The 20,186-nt window shown below is 43.0% G+C and carries 13 protein-coding genes; 2 read left to right on the forward strand and 11 right to left on the reverse strand.

Annotation, left to right across the window (positions count from 1 at the left end):
* Positions 1-23: 23 nt before the first annotated feature.
* From Q0993_RS18760 to Q0993_RS18795, 8 genes are all read right to left on the reverse strand, one after another.
* Positions 24-1,214: an LETM1-related biofilm-associated protein gene (locus Q0993_RS18760; protein ID WP_299536052.1), complete on the reverse strand. Its 1,191-nt coding sequence runs from the start codon at positions 1,212-1,214 to the stop codon at positions 24-26.
* Between the two features lie 448 nt (positions 1,215-1,662).
* Complete coding sequence (locus tag Q0993_RS18765) at positions 1,663-2,451, reverse strand: DUF547 domain-containing protein (RefSeq protein WP_299536055.1); 789 nt, start codon at positions 2,449-2,451, stop codon at positions 1,663-1,665.
* 414 nt (positions 2,452-2,865) lie between these two features.
* Positions 2,866-3,510, reverse strand: a complete 645-nt coding sequence (locus Q0993_RS18770) for a hypothetical protein (RefSeq protein WP_299536058.1) — start codon at positions 3,508-3,510, stop codon at positions 2,866-2,868.
* A gap of 95 nt (positions 3,511-3,605) precedes the next feature.
* Complete coding sequence (locus tag Q0993_RS18775) at positions 3,606-4,091, reverse strand: YdeI/OmpD-associated family protein (protein WP_299536060.1); 486 nt, start codon at positions 4,089-4,091, stop codon at positions 3,606-3,608.
* Positions 4,091-5,308, reverse strand: a complete 1,218-nt coding sequence (locus tag Q0993_RS18780; RefSeq protein ID WP_299536062.1) for a bifunctional alpha/beta hydrolase/OsmC family protein — start codon at positions 5,306-5,308, stop codon at positions 4,091-4,093. Before Q0993_RS18780 ends, Q0993_RS18775 begins: the two co-directional genes overlap by 1 nt.
* A gap of 91 nt (positions 5,309-5,399) precedes the next feature.
* Positions 5,400-6,086, reverse strand: coding sequence for a DUF2490 domain-containing protein (locus Q0993_RS18785; protein WP_299536065.1), 687 nt, complete (start codon positions 6,084-6,086; stop codon positions 5,400-5,402).
* Positions 6,087-6,243: 157 nt separating this feature from the next.
* Entirely contained in the window at positions 6,244-6,930 is a 687-nt protein-coding gene (locus Q0993_RS18790) for a DUF2490 domain-containing protein (RefSeq protein ID WP_299536068.1), read from the reverse strand.
* Entirely contained in the window at positions 6,931-10,086 is a 3,156-nt protein-coding gene (locus tag Q0993_RS18795; RefSeq protein WP_299537376.1) for a hypothetical protein, read from the reverse strand.
* A gap of 347 nt (positions 10,087-10,433) precedes the next feature.
* On the opposite strand from Q0993_RS18795, the gene Q0993_RS18800 reads away from it, so the two are divergent.
* On the forward strand, positions 10,434-10,865 hold the full coding sequence (locus tag Q0993_RS18800; protein ID WP_299536071.1) for a DUF1569 domain-containing protein: 432 nt from the start codon (positions 10,434-10,436) through the stop codon (positions 10,863-10,865).
* Between the two features lie 62 nt (positions 10,866-10,927).
* On the opposite strand, the gene Q0993_RS18805 is transcribed toward Q0993_RS18800, so the two are convergent.
* The gene (locus Q0993_RS18805; protein WP_299536073.1) at positions 10,928-14,119 is read right to left on the reverse strand and encodes a DUF1553 domain-containing protein; all 3,192 of its coding nucleotides are present in this window, start codon (positions 14,117-14,119) and stop codon (positions 10,928-10,930) included.
* A gap of 263 nt (positions 14,120-14,382) precedes the next feature.
* A complete protein-coding gene (locus tag Q0993_RS18810) occupies positions 14,383-14,964 on the reverse strand; it encodes a YdeI family protein (protein ID WP_299536076.1) in 582 nt (193 codons plus the stop codon).
* A gap of 121 nt (positions 14,965-15,085) precedes the next feature.
* Here Q0993_RS18810 and Q0993_RS18815 point away from each other — a divergent pair, with 121 nt between their 5' ends.
* The gene (locus Q0993_RS18815) at positions 15,086-18,496 is read left to right on the forward strand and encodes a ThuA domain-containing protein (RefSeq protein ID WP_299536078.1); all 3,411 of its coding nucleotides are present in this window, start codon (positions 15,086-15,088) and stop codon (positions 18,494-18,496) included.
* A gap of 59 nt (positions 18,497-18,555) precedes the next feature.
* Here Q0993_RS18815 and Q0993_RS18820 read toward each other — a convergent pair whose 3' ends face one another.
* On the reverse strand, positions 18,556-20,178 hold the full coding sequence (locus tag Q0993_RS18820; protein WP_299536081.1) for a M1 family metallopeptidase: 1,623 nt from the start codon (positions 20,176-20,178) through the stop codon (positions 18,556-18,558).
* Positions 20,179-20,186 lie beyond the last annotated feature (8 nt).

The following is a 20,186-nucleotide window of genomic DNA, read 5'->3' on the forward strand; positions in this document are numbered from 1 at the left end:
TAGGACCAAATCCATGAAATTCATTACTTTTTTTCTACTCTGTTCTCGTCAAAGGAGGAAGGCAATAATTTTGGAATCAGTTTAATAAAAATTGGTAATAAAACGGCCCCACCGGGTAACATAAAAATAGCCAGCGAAGGTATGCTCTTAAAAATATCCAACAACTGATTTTGTACTTTTTTCTTCTCTTCCGGGCTTAACTCGCGGGTAGTGGATTTGGACAATAGATATACAAGTTCCTTACTTTCCGAAAGTTCTTTTTGAAGCCGTTTGCTATTACGTAAAATAAGTCTATCTACAATTTTGGACATGCTGTCATAAAACTGTACAGCCAAATTGTTATCCTTTAGAACAGGTATTTTTTTTGCGTTATCATCAAAAAATTGGGCCACATCCTCTAAAGATTGGTTTATCTGATGCTCTTCTATTCCCATGTCCTTTCCAATTCCAAAAATGAAATCGGATTCCTTGTAATCCAAGGATTGATCTTCCCAAACCGTCAGGCATGCGACGTCCAAAAAATATTGGTTTTCGAATCGGGAAAAATGATGCATTAGCTTCTCCCGATAGGATCCATCAAATTTCTGGTGTTCTTCATCAATAAAAGTTAGTGATGATGCAAAAAGCTGTGCCAATTTTTCATCCTTTGCGTTTCTTTCCTTGGAATTAAGGGTATGATAGGTAAGATTAATGGTGATATACTCCAGGTTCTGGGCATATTCCCGTATCTCCTCCTTATTTTCCAGATATTGTTTAAAGGTCAGGACATCAATGAACAAGAGGGAATTGGTTATTATACTATTAAACGTCTTGCTGATTAGGTTATCCTCAAGATATATTCTGGAATCTAGAAGCTTTTCCAATTGGGACGATGTCTTCTTCCCTGTGACGATTTTATTGAAAAATGATATTCGACCGACATCCAAAACCTTATAAAAACCAAAAATACAATCCGTAAAGGCCTTGAAATCCGAGTTGGGTTTCCTTAAATGATACGTAAAGTATAGTGCGGCCAAAAGGTTTATTTTGGCATTTTCATCCTCGGAAAGAATATGTTCAAGTTTCCCTAAGGGTATGGTACTAACATTGATGCCATAGATAAACCCAGTTTTTTTCATCTCCAGATAAAGGGCATGGAAATCTTCGGGGTACCAATACCTATCCTCAATGAGATAACCGAATTTTTGTATCCAGCCGGATGCGGATGGGTTCATGGACAGGCACTTTTAGACCCCCAAATTAAAGGAAAATATAAGACTTTTTCATGCATTGCATTTTGGATTCAAGTTTTCCGGATCAGAGGGGCTACTAAGTGATTATGATTTTATTAACCATTTTGTAGGAATTTAAGATTGAATTTACTATGTTTATCCTCCAAATTTTAGAAAATGCATTTCTGGAAGCCCCAAGCCGTACAGAATGTACATAGATAACTAACCTATTTAATCCGATTGTTATGGAATACCTCCTCTTCTTTGTTTGGATTACAATTATGTTTATTTTGGTGTATAGAATGGTGATTGCGCATAAGTCATTGCGCAAGATTCTTAAACCTAACGAGTAACTTTTTTATAGGACAGTAATTTGGGCTATCGAAAGTTTTGCCTAACATTTTAAGGTGATCCCTGTTGCTGGCAACTTCAAACGGGATGAAGGAAATCCTTAAAGGTGTGTCCAATTATCCAAATCCAAGGTCCAGTCGTAATTCTTGTAGGAAATATCGATATCTTGGGTGTTAGGAATAACCTCAAATTCCTTCAATATCTTCTTGATGCCGTTTTTACCGCCAAAATCACCCCGGAACCAATTAAAAAGAGAGGTTACGGCAACTTCATTTTTCTCCGGATAATACTCTGAATTTTGTTTTAGGAACAACGCAGTACCTGTGTTCAATTGAGATTCCAGTGTTTCTGGATGATAAATGGCCACCGGGGGACAATCCTTGGCCCCGCAGTTCAATGCAAAATGCACACGGTAATCCCGCTTGTTGATTCGAAGTTTTCGTTCATATGTATTCGGGAACCATCTTCGGATGCGTCCTTGACCCAAGGCCCATTGTGACTTCCGGATGATACCATGTTCTATTTTTTCAAATGAAAACCGCTCTCCGGCAATAGGTATTTGTTCTTTTTTGAAAAAGGTGCTTTTATCATTGTACGCTTCTGGATCCTCCTTTAGTATTACTAGAATGTAGGCGTTATAGACATTTATCCAAAAAGCCAGCCTATGTGCGTCGGTAATCAATGAATTGGTCAATTCTTCCAAAGTGAGATTCGCAATTCTGTCCCGTATTATCTTCGTGTCCCTGCCATCCTTTACGTTCTGGAGAAAATCTTCGGAAAGCATATTGAGATTAGTTGTTTTTATTACGGCGTTTTCAAAATTGGCCCTGTGTATCGTACAGCCACTAAGCAATACAAAAAAGAAAAGTGAGAAAATCTTTTGCCTCATAAGTATACTTTGAACACACAACAAACTGTTACTTGCTGAACGGTTTTTAGGTCGAAAAATGTACTAGTTGCTTTCATCGATGCACCTAAAAATTTGATTTAACCTGGTTATTGCCTTTCATTCTGTTGCTAAGCCATGGCAACTTTTTCAAAGGTTACAGATATCAAGGGAGCGTACTTGGTTATAGAATTACCATCAAAGCTTCTAAACATCCACACTTTTTCTTCATGTTATAAAGAAGTCCGCTTGGAGCAGGGTGGGGAGGCGGTTTAAAAAGAAAGCCCCTGGATTAAAAAATATGTAATCCAGAGGCTACTTTTATACAGTTATGGGAGATGGGATAATTTTTAAAATCTTTCCAATGCCCCATAGGAAAATTTAAGGTTCCTTATTTTGGGTATCTACAATTGATTTCTATTCAATTTTTTCCAGTAACACCTGGGCCTGTACGGCAACCTCGCTCCAGGTCTTGCTAATACCGTCCTTGCCTGTATGCAAAGCTTCACAGGCTTTATTTATGGATGCAACGGCATCCAATGCATCCCAATTTTCAAGATTCATTACTCCCGAAAATGTATAGGCATTTTCGGATGTTTTTTCGGATTCCAAGGGAATATTTTCGGTAGCGCCGTTCAAGGTCACGTCGATCGAAGGTTTCCCGTCTTCAGATACCTTAAAAACACCTGAAATAAGTGAGGTGTTCTTCATTGCCCCAAAAAAGAATTCGATTATTTTGGGATCACGGGTTCCCGTTCCGTCGTTTGTAAACAAGCTACTGATCGGAATGGAAAATGCAGTACCGTTCATGGCATCCATTGCTGTGCTCCCTGGTTCACTTTCAGTAATGTCTATTTTCAGGAACTTGCCGCCTACAGGCAATTTTTCAGTAGTCTTATAGGCCGTGAAACCCACTTTTGTGGAATCTTTTACCAAGTTGAATTTCTCCGAGGAATCGGCCATTGCCTCTTTGGCGTTTTCCTCACTTTCCTTTTTGGCCTCTTTACACTGGTAGGATACTAAAAGTACAAGTCCAAGAATGGCCAATTTTACTGTTTTCATAGATGTGTTTTTTTGTTTTTATTTCCGCAAAGCGAAAAATTAGTTCGTAGATGGGCCTAAAGTTACGCAATAAAGAAAGGCATTTCAAGCCCTCTTTAAAATGATTTTAGGAGATCTGGATTGTTTCTGATACCTCTTTTAAGATTTTCACAGACCAAAATGGATTTATCGATCCGTGTCTGCGGGTTTTTATACCCCAAAATCATATAGATAATCCCTCGTTTTTTCCCGGGTGTAAAGGATTCAAATATTTCTTGGGCCTCGAAATCACTTTGTAATACAGCTTCCAATTCTTCCGGCATTTCAACTCCATATTTAGAGGTGTCCTCAAAGAACTGCAACTGAAAATAGTCGTTGGGAAAGACACCTAATTCCTTTTGATACCGCTTGCCGAACATCATATAATGCCTTCCGTTCCTTTTTTGAATGGCTCCATGAAATGTCAATTCCTTTCCATTGAAAGTAGCCTTTGCCCGTACCCTTTTCAGGTTTTTTTCCAAAAACGGAAAAACGATATCTTCAGGCAGCAACAAGGAATGATGATTTCCTGTAATCGCGATTTCAAATACGTTGCTTTGCATTAATCCAATAGTTTTGTGATTATTTGTGTTTCGCTGTGCAAAGTTCGGTGTACCGGGCATTTATCCGCAATTTCCATAATGCGGTTCTTCTGTTTTTCATCCAAGTCTCCTTTTAATCGTATTTCCCTTTGAAACGTATCTATTTTGGCACTATCGGACTCACAGTTTTCACAGTCTAGCGCATGTTCTTTGCTATATGAAGTGTGTACTTCCACATTTTCCAGCTTCCAGTCTTTTCGCCTAACATACATTTGTATGGTCATTGCGGTACACGCGGAAAGACCGGCAGAAACCAGTTCATAGGGCGAGGGACCAAAATCGCTTCCTCCAACGTCTATGGGCTCGTCCGCGATCATATAATGGTTCCCTACCTTCATTTGGGTGGTAAAACCGTCGTCGGAATCCAAACTGGCAACAACATCATGTTTGGTCCTTGGTTGCGCTACTTCGGTTTTCATATCCAAATAGCGTTGCGCCCATCCTGAAATAACTCCCCCCACATACAAGGAGTCCTTTTTGTTGGACAATAGGTGGTCGGCCCCGTCCAATGAAACAAAACTTTTGGGGTGATGGGCCGCCACATAAATTTCCTCTGCATTTTGAATCCCCACGGTATCATCTTGGGGAGAATGCATTAGCAATATGGGTTTGCGGAGATTTTTAACGGTTTCGGGTAATGATTTCGTCCTTAGGTCATCCAAAAACTGTTTTTTTATGGTAAAGTCCCTTCCGCTAAGGTTAACCACAGCCTCTCCCTTATCTTGTATTTCCTCTATATTGCTCTTAAGCAGATGTTGTACGTGGATGGGATTTGAAGGAGCCCCTATGGTGGCTATGGCCTTAACGGACACAATTTCCGCTGCCGCAAAAATGACTGCCGCACCTCCAAGGGAATGCCCAATGAGTAGGGAAGGGGCCTGATATTGCTTTGCAAGAAAATCTGAGGCAGCTACAAGGTCCGCCACATTGCCCGAGAAATTGGTATCCGCAAAATCGCCAGCGCTTTCCCCCAGTCCTGTAAAATCAAATCGTAGGACGCCAAATCCGTTGGAGGTCAATGCTTTTCCAATATTCCTTACAGCCAAAAGATTTTTGTTGCACGTAAAACAATGAGCAAAAAGTGCAAAATTATGAGGATGTTGATCTGCGGGAAGTTCCAATCTTCCTACCAAGGTCTGACCTTTTTTATTTTGAAATGTAACTTTTTGAAGATTCATCGGGTTCGTTTTAAGACTGAGTCGTCCTTAGTAAGTATAGCTTTCCTAAAGATAGTGGTTTGGCCCGAATGTTTTGGTGGGAGAGAGGCAATTATGCCTTATGCTTTTTGCGAAAGTCCGTCTTAAAGATGAATTCGATTCTCAAATATTCGTAATTGGCGTTAGAAAAATGATTCTTCATAAACCCCGTTTCCAAATGCAGACTGGAATTGAATTTGTACCCTATTCCAAAATACAGTCTATTTTGATTGAATAGCGGTTCCTGTAGCGCAATAAAGATTTCATTGGAAGCACACAAATAAAATCGAAGGCTTAGGGGATAGGAGGCTTTTAACCTGTAGCGCATCCGATGTCTTAGCTCGGTCCCCTCGGTGGTATTGATCCATCGGTTTTCAAGCCGGTATCGATGTGAAATGTTGAAGCTTCCCATCTTGTCCTTGAAAGTAAGCTGTGAGTAGAGCCAATGTTGGTAAAAGGCGCCTTTAGCTTCCTTACTTTGGATAAAGGGTTCGGAATTTAAGTAACCATAGCCCAAGGTACCGGAAAGCCTAGGGCTAAAACCATAGCAAATCCCTGTCCTAAAAAACGATAGCTCATAGTGATGGAAAGGTTCATAATATCGCAGAATGCCGATTGTAGGTATGGAAATGTTTTCCGAAACTTGATGACTTCCCGACGCTACCAGCCAAGTTCCCAGAATTTCTTCCCGCTCCCTTTGTGAAAAACTGTTCAAGCTAATGAATAAGACAATTGTCGGGCAAAGTAGTCGGGTTGCCATCCGGTAGTATTTGTTGGGACAAAATTACTGCCGTGTGTCACCTCTAATGACTGATATCCGTCATGTTTTTTCAGAAATTTCAAGTTTGTTCCCCAAATCCGAAATAGTCTTGCTTCAACATGGGGTTTTAAGGAAAATTGGAATTCACTTTAAACCGTCAATCTACCGTTCGGGTCTTTTTTCTTAGATCCGGATTATAGAACACGGCTATTTGAAGACGATCAAAATGGGCCGAGGAAAAATGGTTTTTCAGATATCCGGCCTGTACACTCAGATTTTTGGCTATATGAAATCCGAATGCCCCATATAATCTATTTTGCCCAAAGATTTCATCCTGTAAGTTTATAAATACCTCATCATAAAAATTAAGAAAAAATAGTTGAGTCAGCGGTAAGGTCACTTGAAGACGATATCTCGCCCTATGCTGGATATCCGTTCGCTCCCCAAAATCCAAAAAACGCTGCTCCAAGCGATAACGATGTTCAAATGCAAATTTCCCGACTTCATTTCGTAGTATAAATTGCTCAAAAATCCGATGTTCCTTAGAGTCCCTATCCCCTGGAAGTTCATCAAAGGTAGCATCCGACACGATATAGGCATAGCCAAATGTAGCCATGGCAATTGGATTAATATGGTAATTGAGGCCAGTCCGCAATAATAGCTGATTAAAATTATCCAGTTGTTCATAATAACGAGCCTGTGCCTCGGAGTGTATGCTTAATTTTTCGGAAATTCTATTCGTGCCAAAATACATGTGCCATGAACCCCATTTATCCTCACCTGATTCCTGAGCGGTAAGGGAGAAAGAAAAAACAAAAGCGAACAAGAGTGCAACTTTCTTCATTTATTCCAAACTAAAACTTTTGGTCTCTTTAAAAGGGGTTATTTCCAATTGTTGGATTTCGTTCTTAAAGGTCTCCCATTTGTCAGTAAAAAAAGCATTGGTCTTCTGTAGTGCAGTTTTTAGGTCCTCCTTTGCAAACCGGATAAGTTTTCTTTCAGTTGCAGTGATACCTGTTTTTCGGCTGTCCACGTAGTTTCTAGCTGTGTTCAACCGTTGTACTACGGTAATCTCGGGATTTCGGGTTATTCCCTGTCGCTTGTCCACCTTGCCCAAATAGAGCGCAATGGTGGAATCTATTTGTTTTTGGATGGTCTTGGCGGTTTCGATTTCGTCTTTGTATTTTTCTTTGTCCATTTCCTTCAAATCCTTCTCAAACCGTGTGGCTATGTTTTTGCTTTCTACGAGCTGTTGTACGGCATCTGATGCAACCTGTGTCATTTTATCAAGCTCTTTAGAGGATTCATATACTTCAACGATGGATTCCTTGGGAACTTCCAGTCTGGGATCTGATTCGACCGTTATGGTCGTTTCCTCGGAGACGTCCCCATAATTCATTCGGATTCTATATATCCCGGGTTTTACCGCAACACCTCCGGATTCCTTCTTGTCTTTTTTCATTTGACGTGAAGGGCGATCTGGTCCTTTTTCATCCATCTGCCAATAGATACGGTGAAAACCGGCTTTTTCCGGGGTTTTGTATTTAAGGGTACGAATCAATCGTTCCCCTTCGTAGAATTGGAACTGTATGGAATCTTTCTTTTGGACCCCGGACATTTTCATGTTGTTTCCGGTTTGATTTTCATCGGTCGAACTACTCTCTTCTTTATCAGAATTAGTTCCATCCTTCTTATTCCCTTCCTTCAAGTAATAGGTGATCATGGCACCCTCTTTCCGGTTTTCCGCATTGTAAAGGGCATCACCTCCAAATCGGCTTCCCGTAGGTTGCTGATAGGCAGCTTGATATGTCGTAGGAGGCTGGAATAATTTGGCATCCTTTTGTAGTATGGATTTATCCGAAGCCAAGGCGCGTAAGGGGCCAATATCGTCCAGGACCCAGGCGGCACGTCCAAAAGTTCCTATCACTAAATCGTGCTCCCGTGGGTGAATGACCAGATCTTTGGTGGAAACCGTCGGGTAACCTTCTGTCCATTTTTGCCAGTTGTCCCCTGCATCCAAAGAGATGTAAAGGCCGTCGTCCGTACCGAGAAACAAGAGATTAGGGTTCTCAATATCCTCTACAATGGACAGGGTATAGCTCTCCACGTCATTGGCATTCACGATCCGTTCCCAGGTTTTGCCATAGTCCTTAGTACGATACACATAGGGCGTGTAGTTGAAACGTCTGTAATCATTGGCAATCAACAAGGCCTCCCCCTTGTTCTTGTGAGAGGCTTTTATTTGGGGAATCCAACTGCCCAAGGGCAGTCCTTTGATATTGGCTGTTACCTCTATCCAGCTTTCACCACCATTTTGGGTATAATGTACCCGGCCATCATCGGTACTCGCCCAAAGCATATTCTGCTCCAGTGGAGAAGGTTCCAGGACCAAAATGGTACAATGATTTTCGGCCCCCGTGGCGTCCATGGTCAGCCCACCACTTTCATCCTGCTTCTGTTTTTCGGGATCATTGGTCGTCAAGTCCGGGGAAATAATTTCCCATGTAAGCCCTTTGTCCTTGCTTTTATGTACAAACTGGCTTCCAAAATAGACGGTACCGTTGTCAAAGGGATCCTGCCCAATTCCGGCATTCCAATTAAAACGTAATTTTGTCTTTGCATCCGGTGGGATAGGGCGTACCGTGTAGTTGTTTCCCGTTTTCCAATCGTATCGCGATACGTAACCTTGTTGGCTCATGGCATAGCCGAATCGGGAATCGTCCTTGTCCGGTACCACATCAAATCCATCGCCAAACGCGATTTCCTGCCAGTAACTATTGCGGATGCCCTGTCTTCGCCAAGTGTAGGCCGGTCCACGCCAAGAGCCGTTGTCCTGCATACCGCCGTAAACGTTGTAAGGGTACTCATTGTCCACACTGATGTGATAAAATTGGGCCAGGGGCAGATTGCCGATGAAACGCCAAGACTTTCCCCCATCCTTAGTAATGTTTACGCCACCATCATTGCCATCCAACATAAATTGGCCATTTTCGGGATGTATCCACCAAGCATGATGGTCCGGATGTACCCCATTATTCACTTCATAGGCGGGCATCAATTGTTTAAAACTTTTTCCACCATCTTCGGAAACGTTTACATAGGTGAAAACAGAATACACCCTATTCTCATTCTGTGGGTCCACGTAGATTTCAGAATAGTAAAAAGGCCGATTTCCAATATCGGACTTGTCATTTATTTTTTTCCATTTGAATCCGCCATCCTCGGATTTGTAAAGCGCATTCTTTTTAGACTCGACCAAAGCATAAACTATGTTCGGTCTGTTGGCCGCTATTGCAATACCAATACGGCCCAACTCTCCTTTGGGCAATCCATCCTTTTCTGTAATCTTTTTCCAATTCTTGCCTCCATCATGGGTCATGTAGAGGCCACTTCCGGCCCCGCCTGACTTAAAGAACCATGGGTCTCTCTTGTGCTCCCACATGGCCACGATCAACTTATTGGGATTTGTGGGATCCATGACCATATCGGCGACTCCGGTCTTGTTGTTGACAAACAGAATGTTTTCCCAGGTCCTACCGCCATCGGTGGTTTTGAAGACACCACGTTCCGGATGCTCTCCCCAAGGCGAACCGATGGCCCCTACATAAATGATGTTGGGATCCGCAGGGTCGATTTTGATGCGATGGATATGTCGTGTTTTTTCCAATCCCATGGCTTGCCAACTTTTTCCGCCGTCCAAGGATTTATAAACCCCATATCCTCCGTTAAGGCTGTTCCGGGGATTGCCTTCCCCAGTGCCTACCCAAATAACGGAAGGATTGGATTGCTGAATGGCTACAGCACCGATTGAGGCGGTTACTTCCTTATCAAAAATAGGCTCCCATCGGATACCACCACTATTCGATTTCCACAGCCCCCCAGACGCTGTGCCCACATACATAATATCTGGATCGGAATGTACTACGTCAATAGCCGTGACCCGGCCGCTCATTCCGGCAGGCCCAATATTTCTAGGCTTAAGATCTTGAATCAGATCCATGGAAAACTTCTGGGAGAAAAGGGAAAATGTTAGAAAGGATAGGAGTATTGGTAATAGAGTTTTTTTCAAGTCTGTCTTTTTTAAGTTATTGATATTGGGGAAAAGCTATTAAGAAATAGAAACAATACTTCATTTAGCCCAGCAGTTCTCCCAAAACAAAAAATCATCCTATTCCCAGGACCTTGTATTTATTTGGAATAAACTGTTGAGCCAAAGATACCAAAAACATAAAGCAATGGATAAAGTTATCGTGGCTTACCTAAATTTTAAAAACGGATTTATTTTATGATAGTAAATTCGGTAATACTCCTATTTTTGATAGTATTATAAACCGTATTCGTGTACAATTGAATGAAGAACAACGCTTACTGTTTTTTAGAAGAATCGATAGCCTGGACTCGGACAAAAAACCTTTGTTCGGGAAAATGAACGCGCATCAAATGGTCTGTCACTGTGCTGATTTTTTCCGAATGGTGAAGGGAACAAAACAAGCTGAAGTATATGGAGAGGTGGATGCCGAGGAAATAAAGGCGTTGGCCAGATCGGGAAAACCAACACCGGCCCCCAAAGGCTTTGGACAGGTGGAGGGCGATGGAACAAAACCCACGGAATTTAAAAGGGACAAGGAGGTTTTGAAGGACTTCATCCTGGAATTTTCGAGATTTCCGGAAGACTATAATTTTGCCATACATCCCTATTTTGGAACATTGGACCATAAACGTTGGACAGGCCTGGCCATCTACCATTTAAACCATCATTTAGGACAGTTTGGAGTTTAGGTAAACCATTGTAAAAAAGTATTTTACACAGTGTTTAAAAAGTAAAACTCCAAGTGGAAAGTTTACCTTTTCATGTAGGTATCATCATGGTTCAAAATCGTGTTGGCCACTACCGTTAGGGCAGCCGTAGAAATGGGGTCAAGGAATTCATCCACCTTTTTTCTTCCTACGTCCAAAAGTTCTTGAGCCTCAATAGGATTTAATTCAAAACGTTCCAATTGCGCCTGGAACAAAGCCGTTAAGACTTGGGTTTCCGTTTTTTTGGGAAAGCGGCTTATCGCTAACCTAAACCCATAAACCAATTGTTCTTCCAAGGAATTTCCACCCTCTTTTTGCATGCGTTGTGCCAAAATCTTGGAAGCCTCTACAAATTGAACATCGTTCAATAGTACCAAGGCCTGTAAGGGGGTATTGGTACTTTCTCTTTTGACCGTGCAGATATCCCGGGAAGGGGCATCGAATGCCAACATGGCCGGATGTGGGGAGGAACGTCGTATAAATGTATAAAGGCCCCGTCTATATAGACTATCACCCATGGACTCCTTATATCGCAATAGCTTATGGGAAAAATTACTTTTTTCGATCCATAGATTTCCAGGCTGGTAAGGCCGTACACTTTTCCCGCCGATATGCGGTATCAAGAGCCCACTTGCGGCCAATGCGTTGTCCCGAATTATTTCCGCCGGTAGACGATAGCTGTTGCTTCGTGCCAAGTAGTCATTTTTTGGGTCTTTTTCCAATAATTCCGGGGTCATAAAGGAAGATTGCCGATAGGTGTGGGACATGACCATGGTCTTCAAAAGCTTTTTTACATCCCAGCCGTTTTCAACAAAAAATAGGGATAGCCAATCCAATAACTGGGGATGCGAGGGCAACGCACCCTGTACTCCAAAATCATCGGGGGTGTTAACCAACCCTTTGCCGAAAAGCATCTGCCAATACCGGTTTACGGTTACCCTGGCCGTTAACGGATTTTCTTCCGCAAAAAACCATTGGGCCAGTCCCAGCCGGTTCTTGGGATAATTTTCTGGGAAATCCGGTAAGGCTTCGGGAACAGCTGCAGTTACTTGGTAGGTAGGCTGTTCGTAATCGCCACGATCATAGGCAAAGGTCGATCTTTTTTGTGGCATTTCCTCCATAACCATAACCTCCGGTACGGGTAGCATTAAAGATAGCCACTTGTTCCTAAGTTTCTTAAGATCCTGTTCCAAGGCAACTATTTTCTTGGACTGGTTTAGCCAATAGTCCGTTGCAGGTTCTTTTAGCTTCTCCAGTGACCCGATATCCTTCTGGTAAATGTACTTCACCTCCAAAGGGGTAAGGGTTCTACCATACAATCGGATATCATCTATTTTTCCTTGGAAAATTCCATTCTCACCGGTAGAAAAACTATAATTCCGAGCTACCTTTATGGAACGGGTATATAGGGTATGCTCCTTATCCTTGATTGTTTTTATACTTTTATACAAACGATCGTACGGAATATCCACTAATTCTTCTTTACCATCGATAAATAGTTTCAATCCTTTGGCCTTGCCGGAACCATCATAACTGAAGGCTACATGATGCCATGTATGTTTTCGTATTGAGTCCTTTGATCGGACATGTATGTAATTATGGGGTAACGAACTTACCAATCTAGCGTTCAGATGGTTAAGACTGTCCAAGAAAAAATCCCAACCTCGCCAAAGGCTATTTTTACCACCTACAGTACCCACTAAGGTCTGTGTTTTTCCGACCTCCCGTTTAGAGGTATTGATCCAAAGACTGGTGGAAAACGGGTCTGTCCATTCGAAATTTCGTGCATCATCAATATAGACTTCATCATATTCCCCGGTAAACTCAAAGGACTTATCTTTCTTTCCCTCCGCCAGAACGGGTTTTGCCTTAATGGTCACCTTAGGATTACCGTCAATGCTATACCTCCCTTCTTTGTTGGTTTTGTTGGAAACCATGTCGAACTTATAATGTCCCATTAGATCTTTTGCCATAAAATTATGGGGCAAGGGTTTTGCGTATCCGCTTTGTTTTCGAAGTTCTTTTTTGGAGACTAATAGAGCTTTCTCCTTGTCGCTAATACCGGTCTTTAGCTTTTTTAGGGATTCTTCGGTCCCGGCATCCACAAGGGGCAACATGGGACCCGAATTTACGTCATTACCTGAGACCCCCAGTTCTTTAATATTATCAAAAAAAGCAGTCATTTGGAAGTAGTCCTTTTGTGAAATCGGGTCGAACTTGTGGTCATGACATCGGGCACAGGCCATGGTCAGGCCCATAAATGCGGTTCCTACCGTTTCGGTCCTATCCCAAACATGGCCCAGGCGGTTTTCCTCATCGATAGCTCCGCCCTCACTGGTAATGGGATGGTTGCGGTTAAAGGCTGTTGCCAATTTCTGATCTTGGGTAGCATTGGGCAAAAGGTCACCCGCCAATTGCCAGGTAACAAACTGATCATAGGGCATATTTTCCCTAAAGGCCTTGATGACCCAATCGCGCCAAGGCCACATCATCCGCCAACCATCGGCATGTTTTCCATGGGAATCGGCATATCGGGCTAGATCCATCCAATCCAATGCCAAGCGTTCGGCACAGGCACCGGTCCGCAACAGCTCGTCCACCACTTTTTCGTATGCCGTCGGACTTTTATCGTTCAAGAAAGAATCGATTTGCGCAATCGTAGGGGGCAATCCGGTCAAATCGATAAACACCCGTCTTAACAAGCGTTCCTTGTCAGCTTCAGGGGATGGTCCAAGACCATTTTGTGTTAGGCGTTGTTGAATAAACAAGTCGATTTCATTGTGATACGTCCATGCGGAGGATGGGGATTGCGGTATATCGGGTCTTTCCGGCTTCACAAAGGCCCAATGCGGTTTCCATTTGGCTCCTTGCTCCACCCATTTGAGCAGGATAGCCTTTTCCTTGGCCGTTAATAAGAGATGTGATTCTGGTGGGGGCATCATGAATTCCGGATCTTCACTGAGCATACGGATAATGGATTCGCTTTTGCCAGGTTTCCCGGCAACAAAGGCCCTGTTGCCGCTGCCCAATTTGCTAAAAGCCTCCTCTTCCAGGTCCAAACGCAATTGGGCCTTGCGAGTATTTGCATCTGGTCCATGACACGCAAAACAACGGTCCGAGAGTATGGGTTTTACGTGAAAATTGAAATCAACGGTCTCGGGAAGTTCAGCATATGCCGCTTCCACTTCTTCTGGGATATCCGGCGAGCACGCCGAAATTGCAAGAAGAAATCCCATAAGTAAAAGTAGAAGGCGCATTATTACGTAGTCTGGCGTTTACTCATAAAATTATGGTATTTTTTATTAACTGTCTTGACCTTGAATTGATTTGAATTGGCTTTGGAACTTGAAAACGATGATTGAATTATTATTTAAAAGTATTGGGGATTGTTCAACTAAATTTTATTTCCTCGAGCTATCCACCTAGAAAATTTGCTGTACGACATTCAAATTTTTTCAAATAATTGATTTTAAAATAATCGTTGTGTTAATGCGCTTCACTACCTTGAATTTTGATCTCTTGATTTTATGTTGGCCCTGCAAAGTCTTATGATTTCCTTTATCCTTTTTTTTCGGGTCTCTTCCCTTTTCGCTTGGTTAAGCCAATACAGATAGCTCTTTCGCTGGCCACGGGTAAAGTTTTGATAGTTATCAAAAGCTTTGCTGTTTCTATTAAAAGCCTTTTGCAAATCTGGGGGTACTACTCCGTTTTCTACATCGTCCAAGGCTGTCCATGAACCATCTTCCTTGGCCATTTCGATTTTTTTTAGACCGCTCCCATGCATTAAACCCTTACTTATCAGTTCGTTTATATGATCCTTGTTGATTTTACTCCAAACACTTTTTGGCTTTCTTGGGCAAAAATATTGTCGGCGTTTACCGTCACCCAAGCTCTTTACAGTGCTATCTATCCAACCGTAGCAAAGGGCAACGCGGACCGCTTCCTCCCATCGCATACTATCCTTCTCATGAGCCACAGTGTAAAAAATCAGATGTATACCATCCGATTTTGAATGATTTTCCTGCAGCCAATTCCGCCATTCCGTGTCGTTCTTAAAATAAAGTTGTTGAATATCCTTCATTTTTTCTGGGCATGGAACCCTTTTTTCCTAAAATTAAGATATAATCCATTATCAATTTGGTAAATCGAATGGGTAATCCGTATTTTTAGAAATTGTAAAAAACCGAACGAATTATAGTACGATGAAGAAAATAACTTTTTTGGCCGTGTCGGCATTAATGGGACTCATGATTGTGGGATGTGGAAACAAGCGTAAGGGAGAACCAAAAGTCCTTGTATTCTCGAAGACCATGGGCTTTAAGCACGCTTCTATTCCCGCTGGGATTGCGGCCATTCAAAAATTGGGGGAGGAAAACGGTTTTGCCGTGGACAGCACCAAAAATGCCGATTTATTTACGGATGAAATTTTAAAGCAATACTCGGCGATAGTCTTTTTGAATACCACAGGTAATGTTTTGGATCATAAGCAGGAGGCCGCTTTTGAACGATATATCCAGTCGGGGGGTGGCTATGTGGGCATACATTCCGCATGCGATACGGAGTACGATTGGGGCTGGTACAACAAATTGGTCGGCGCTTATTTCCAAAGTCATCCGCCTGGGACGCCGGAAGCCGATATTATCATTAATAATCGAAATTTTATCGCTACGCAGCATTTAACGGATTCCATATGGCACAGAACGGACGAATGGTATAACTTCAAAAAATTAAACCCCGACGTAAATGTCCTTATCTCTTTGGACGAATCTTCTTATGAAGGGGGCACTAATGGCGATTATCACCCTTTTGCCTGGTACCATGATTTTGATGGTGGGCGAGCATTCTACACCGGAGGCGGTCATACCGATGAAAGTTATTCCGAAGAAAAATTCATACAACATGTATTGGGCGGTATTCAATATGCGATTGGTGACAACTTACAGTTGGATTATAGTAAGGCCACCACACAGATTCCACCGGATATCGATCGTTTTGCCAAAGTTCCTTTAACAGTTGGTGAGTTTTTTGAACCCACCGAAATGACGGTTCTTCCCAATAGTGATGTCCTTATCGGACAACGCAGGGGAGAAATAGTTTTGTACAGCGATGCGACCAAAGAACTTAAGGAAGTTGCCAAACTGGATGTTTACCATCAAACCTTGCATACTCCAGGGGTAAATGCCGAGGAAGGTCTTATGGGACTACAAAAAGATCCGGATTATGCCAACAATCATTGGATTTATGTTTTTTATGCCCCTACAGGTAATGAATCCGTCAACAGGCTTTCCCGTTTCAAATTCAAAGACGGTGTTTTTGACCTCACCTCGGAACAGCAGATATTGGATGTGGGAAGCCAACGGGAAATATGTTGTCATACCGGAGGATCCATTGCTTTTGATGGGAATGGTTTGTTATATCTCTCTACTGGGGACAATTCTACTCCTTTCAATGAAAAAGGAGCAAAATATGTGAATAGCGGTTATGCCCCATTAAACGACCTTCCGGGCAAACAACAGTACGATGCACGACGGTCCTCGGGCAATACCAACGATTTAAGGGGAAAGATTCTAAGGATCAAGGTTAACGAAGATGGCAGTTATGAAATTCCAGAGGGCAATCTTTTTCCGGTAGGAATGGAAAAAACACGACCGGAAATTTATACCATGGGCCATAGAAATCCCTATCGCATATCCGTCGATAAAAAGAACGGATACGTGTATTGGGGAGATGTAGGCCCTGATGCCAGGGCGGACAGTTTGGAAACACGGGGGTCCATGGGATACGATGAAATGAATCAGGCCCGGGAAGCCGGAAATTTTGGATGGCCGCTCTTTGTGGGAAACAATAGACCCTATGTAGATTACGATTATGCAACCGGGGAAAGTGGAGTCGCCTTTGATCCTGAAAAACCAATTAACGACTCCAAAAACAATACCGGCCTAAGGGAGCTCCCCCCCGCACAGCCGGCCTATGTTTACTATCCCTATGCTCCGACCGGAGATTTTCCGCAGGTGGGTACAGGGGGTAGAAACGCCATGGCAGGACCGGTGTTTTATAGCGATCTATATCCTGATGGGGGCGGACTTCCTTCCTATTACGATGGTAAGGTGATTATTTACGAGTGGATGCGTGGTTGGATGAAGGCCGTAACGCTCTTTGAGGATGGTACCTTCAACAAAATGGAACCTTTTGCCGCCGATATAGAAGTGAACAATCTAATCGATATGGAAATGGGACCGGACGGCAGGGTCTATTTGCTGGAGTATGGCAGTGGATGGTTCCGTCAGAACGAGGATTCCTCACTGGGCTATATTGAATACAACGGAGGCAATAGGCCACCCGTTATTGACCATCTCATAGTTGACCATACTTCTGGCAAACTTCCTTTGAGTATAAATGCCACTGTTGAGGCCCATGACAGGGAAAAAAATCCAGTAAGTTATGTATGGGATTTGGGCAATGGGGACCGGATGGAGACCCAGGAACCCAAAATAACACACACCTATGATGAGCCGGGGGAATATAAAGTATCCGTTGAGGTCAAGGATGATCAAGGTGAGTCTGCCAAGAGTCAGGTGGTATCGGTTGTGGCCGGGAATTCCAGACCTGAGGTCGCCATTGATCTCAAAGGTGGGAACTCCTCATTTTTTCTTCCAGGGGTACCCATACCTTATGAAGTATCGGTCAAGGATTCTGATGAGGACACTATTGACGAGTCCAATATCTATGTTTCCGTCGATTATTTGGAAAGTCTGGACGAGGTGAATATGTCCTTAGGGCACCAACAGGTCTCCGCAGCGGTTTTAGGGAAATCCTTGACCCAAGGCATGGATTGCAAGACATGCCACAAGGAGGCTGAGGCCTCTATTGGACCCAATTACACGGATGTTGCCAAAAAATACCAAAATGACCCCAATGCCATGGCCTATTTACAGAATAAGATCATTGCCGGAGGGGGTGGTGTTTGGGGTGAAGTAGTCATGCCTGCACATCCCGACGTAACCAAAGGCGAAGCTCGACAAATCGCTGCGTATATTATGTCCCTCGGTGAAAGTAAGGCCAAAAAGAAATCGCTCCCTTTATCGGGATCCCTAAATCCGGAGCCGACCCAAGGGGCCAATGTGATGGTGTTAACCGCGAGCTACACGGATAATGGCGCTGAAGGCACCATTCCATTGACCGGAGTCAAGTCTGTGGCCCTGCAAGGAAGTACTGTTCCTTTTTCAGATAAGATCAAAGCCGATGGTTTTACGCCAATAGCTTTTAATGGGATGGATATGCTGATCTTGCCTGAAGGGGAGGGGTGGTTCGTTCTTGAAGATATTGATTTGAAGGGAGTACGTTCGGCCAATCTTATGGCAGGATGGCAAGAACCGCCAAAATCCGGACTTGATTTTGAGGTGCGACTAAACACTCCGGATGGAAAGCTTCTTGGCAAGGGCAGTATGCCCGCACCGGTGGCAGGACAGCCTGGGGGTATGGTTCCCATTCCTCTTACATCGCCCATTGATGGCAAGACCGAAGAAATCTATTTTATCTATAAACCCAATGGTGATCGAGGCGCTACACCGGTTGCACTTATGAACGTTACTTTTGCAAGTGGGGCACCATAATATTTAGGAAATGGATACATAAAATGCTTGGATCCGGTGTCTAACCGAATCCAAGCATTTTATTTACTTTCTGATTTTATGTAGAAATTACGATCGATCTTTAAAGTGGACAAGGCTCCCTCAAAACCCTCCGATTTCCAATTTTCCCCAGGGAATATCCAGAGCGGCTTGTCTTCTATGAAAACCCGGACCGGCATATCAAAATCGGTTACGATATCGGTATACCTATACTTCAATGTACTACCGGTTATGGTATATTCCAATTTTGGAATCATTGTAGTGCGGAGGTATTGATTAAAAAAAGCGGTTAAGTCTTTCTCCGTTTTCTCACTAAGATAATCTTCAACTTGTTGTGTAGTGACGGTCTGATGATAAAAGTCCCTATTCAGTCCACGAAGTATTTTCCGCCATTTATCATCATCTTCTACAAGTTGCCGGAGTGTGTGCAGCATATTGGCTCCCTTGTAGTACATATCTCCGCTACCTGCATGGTTCACACCGTATTTACCGATAATGGGACGGTCATTTTTAATTTTGGACCGGGTTCCAATTACATAATCTGCAGCCGCTTTTTTGCCATAATAGTAATCCAGGAACAAATTTTCGGAATAGGCTGTAAAGCCCTCATGGATCCACATGTCCGCTATATCCTTGTAGGTGATGCTGTTCGCAAACCATTCGTGCCCTGCTTCGTGAATGATAATAAAATCGAACTTTAGGCCCCAGCCCGTACCCGAAAGGTCCTGTCCCAAATATCCGTTTAAATACTTATTGCCGTAAGTGACCGAACTTTGATGTTCCATGCCCAAATAGGGAACTTCTACCAATTTAAAACCATCCTTATAAAAAGGGTAGGGGCCGAACCAGTGTTCGAATGCTTTCATCATTTGAAGCGCTTGTTGAAACTGTTTCTGTGCCTTATCAAAGTTTTGCGGGAGTACGTAATAATCCATGGTCAAAGGTCCGGCCGCTCCTTGATATGTAGTTCCAAAATGTTTATAATCGGCAATGTTTATGTTCACCCCATAATTGTTAATGGGGCTGGCCACAAACCAATGATAGGTTTTTGTGTTTTCATTTTCTTCAATTTTCAGAAGTCTTCCATTGGAAACGTCCATAAGATTTTTGGGTACGGTGACACTAATGGCCATACTGTCCACTTCATCGTACATATGGTCTTTATTGGGCCACCAGACACTAGCGCCCAGGCCTTGATTGGATGTGGCGATAAAATGCTTTCCCCTACTATCCGTTTTCCAGGAAAAACCGCCGTCCCAAGGGGCGTTGACCGCTTCTTTGGGATGTCCGGAGTAATACACAACGATTTCATTGAACGCTCCTTCTTCTTGGGGTTTTTCCAGCTTTACAAAATGAGCATTTCCATTGGATTCTACATTCAGTTCCTTTCCGTCCTGGGTCACCTTTTCAATGTTGAGCGGAGGTTGCAAATCTACCTGTAGGGTTTGCTTGGGTTCCAAAACCTTATACCGAATAGTATTGCTGCCCGAAATATATTTGTTCTCCGGTTGTACCTCAACATTCAAGTGGTAATAATTGAGGTCCCACCAGGCTCGTTCCGGGGTAATACTACCACGTAACGTATCTTGTTCGGTAAAATTTTGGCCAAAGGTCACTATAGAAATCAATGCTATGGGAACTGCCAGAAAAAGTCTATTTTTCATAATGTATC

Source organism: Ulvibacterium sp. (assembly GCF_028285715.1).
Taxonomy (GTDB): domain Bacteria; phylum Bacteroidota; class Bacteroidia; order Flavobacteriales; family Flavobacteriaceae; genus Ulvibacterium.

Bases quoted from the DNA above. Each gene is read 5' to 3' on its own strand.
- Q0993_RS18760 (WP_299536052.1), bottom strand. From the start codon at position 1,214: ATGAACCCATCCGCATCCGGCTGGATACAAAAATTCGGTTATCTCATT.
- Q0993_RS18765 (WP_299536055.1), bottom strand. From the start codon at position 2,451: ATGAGGCAAAAGATTTTCTCACTTTTCTTTTTTGTATTGCTTAGTGGC.
- Q0993_RS18770 (WP_299536058.1), bottom strand. From the start codon at position 3,510: ATGAAAACAGTAAAATTGGCCATTCTTGGACTTGTACTTTTAGTATCC.
- Q0993_RS18775 (WP_299536060.1), bottom strand. From the start codon at position 4,091: ATGCAAAGCAACGTATTTGAAATCGCGATTACAGGAAATCATCATTCC.
- Q0993_RS18780 (WP_299536062.1), bottom strand. From the start codon at position 5,308: ATGAATCTTCAAAAAGTTACATTTCAAAATAAAAAAGGTCAGACCTTG.
- Q0993_RS18785 (WP_299536065.1), bottom strand. From the start codon at position 6,086: ATGGCAACCCGACTACTTTGCCCGACAATTGTCTTATTCATTAGCTTG.
- Q0993_RS18790 (WP_299536068.1), bottom strand. From the start codon at position 6,930: ATGAAGAAAGTTGCACTCTTGTTCGCTTTTGTTTTTTCTTTCTCCCTT.
- Q0993_RS18795 (WP_299537376.1), bottom strand. From the start codon at position 10,086: ATGGATCTGATTCAAGATCTTAAGCCTAGAAATATTGGGCCTGCCGGA.
- Q0993_RS18805 (WP_299536073.1), bottom strand. From the start codon at position 14,119: ATGGGATTTCTTCTTGCAATTTCGGCGTGCTCGCCGGATATCCCAGAA.
- Q0993_RS18810 (WP_299536076.1), bottom strand. From the start codon at position 14,964: ATGAAGGATATTCAACAACTTTATTTTAAGAACGACACGGAATGGCGG.
- Q0993_RS18815 (WP_299536078.1), top strand. From the start codon at position 15,086: ATGAAGAAAATAACTTTTTTGGCCGTGTCGGCATTAATGGGACTCATG.
- Q0993_RS18820 (WP_299536081.1), bottom strand. From the start codon at position 20,178: ATGAAAAATAGACTTTTTCTGGCAGTTCCCATAGCATTGATTTCTATA.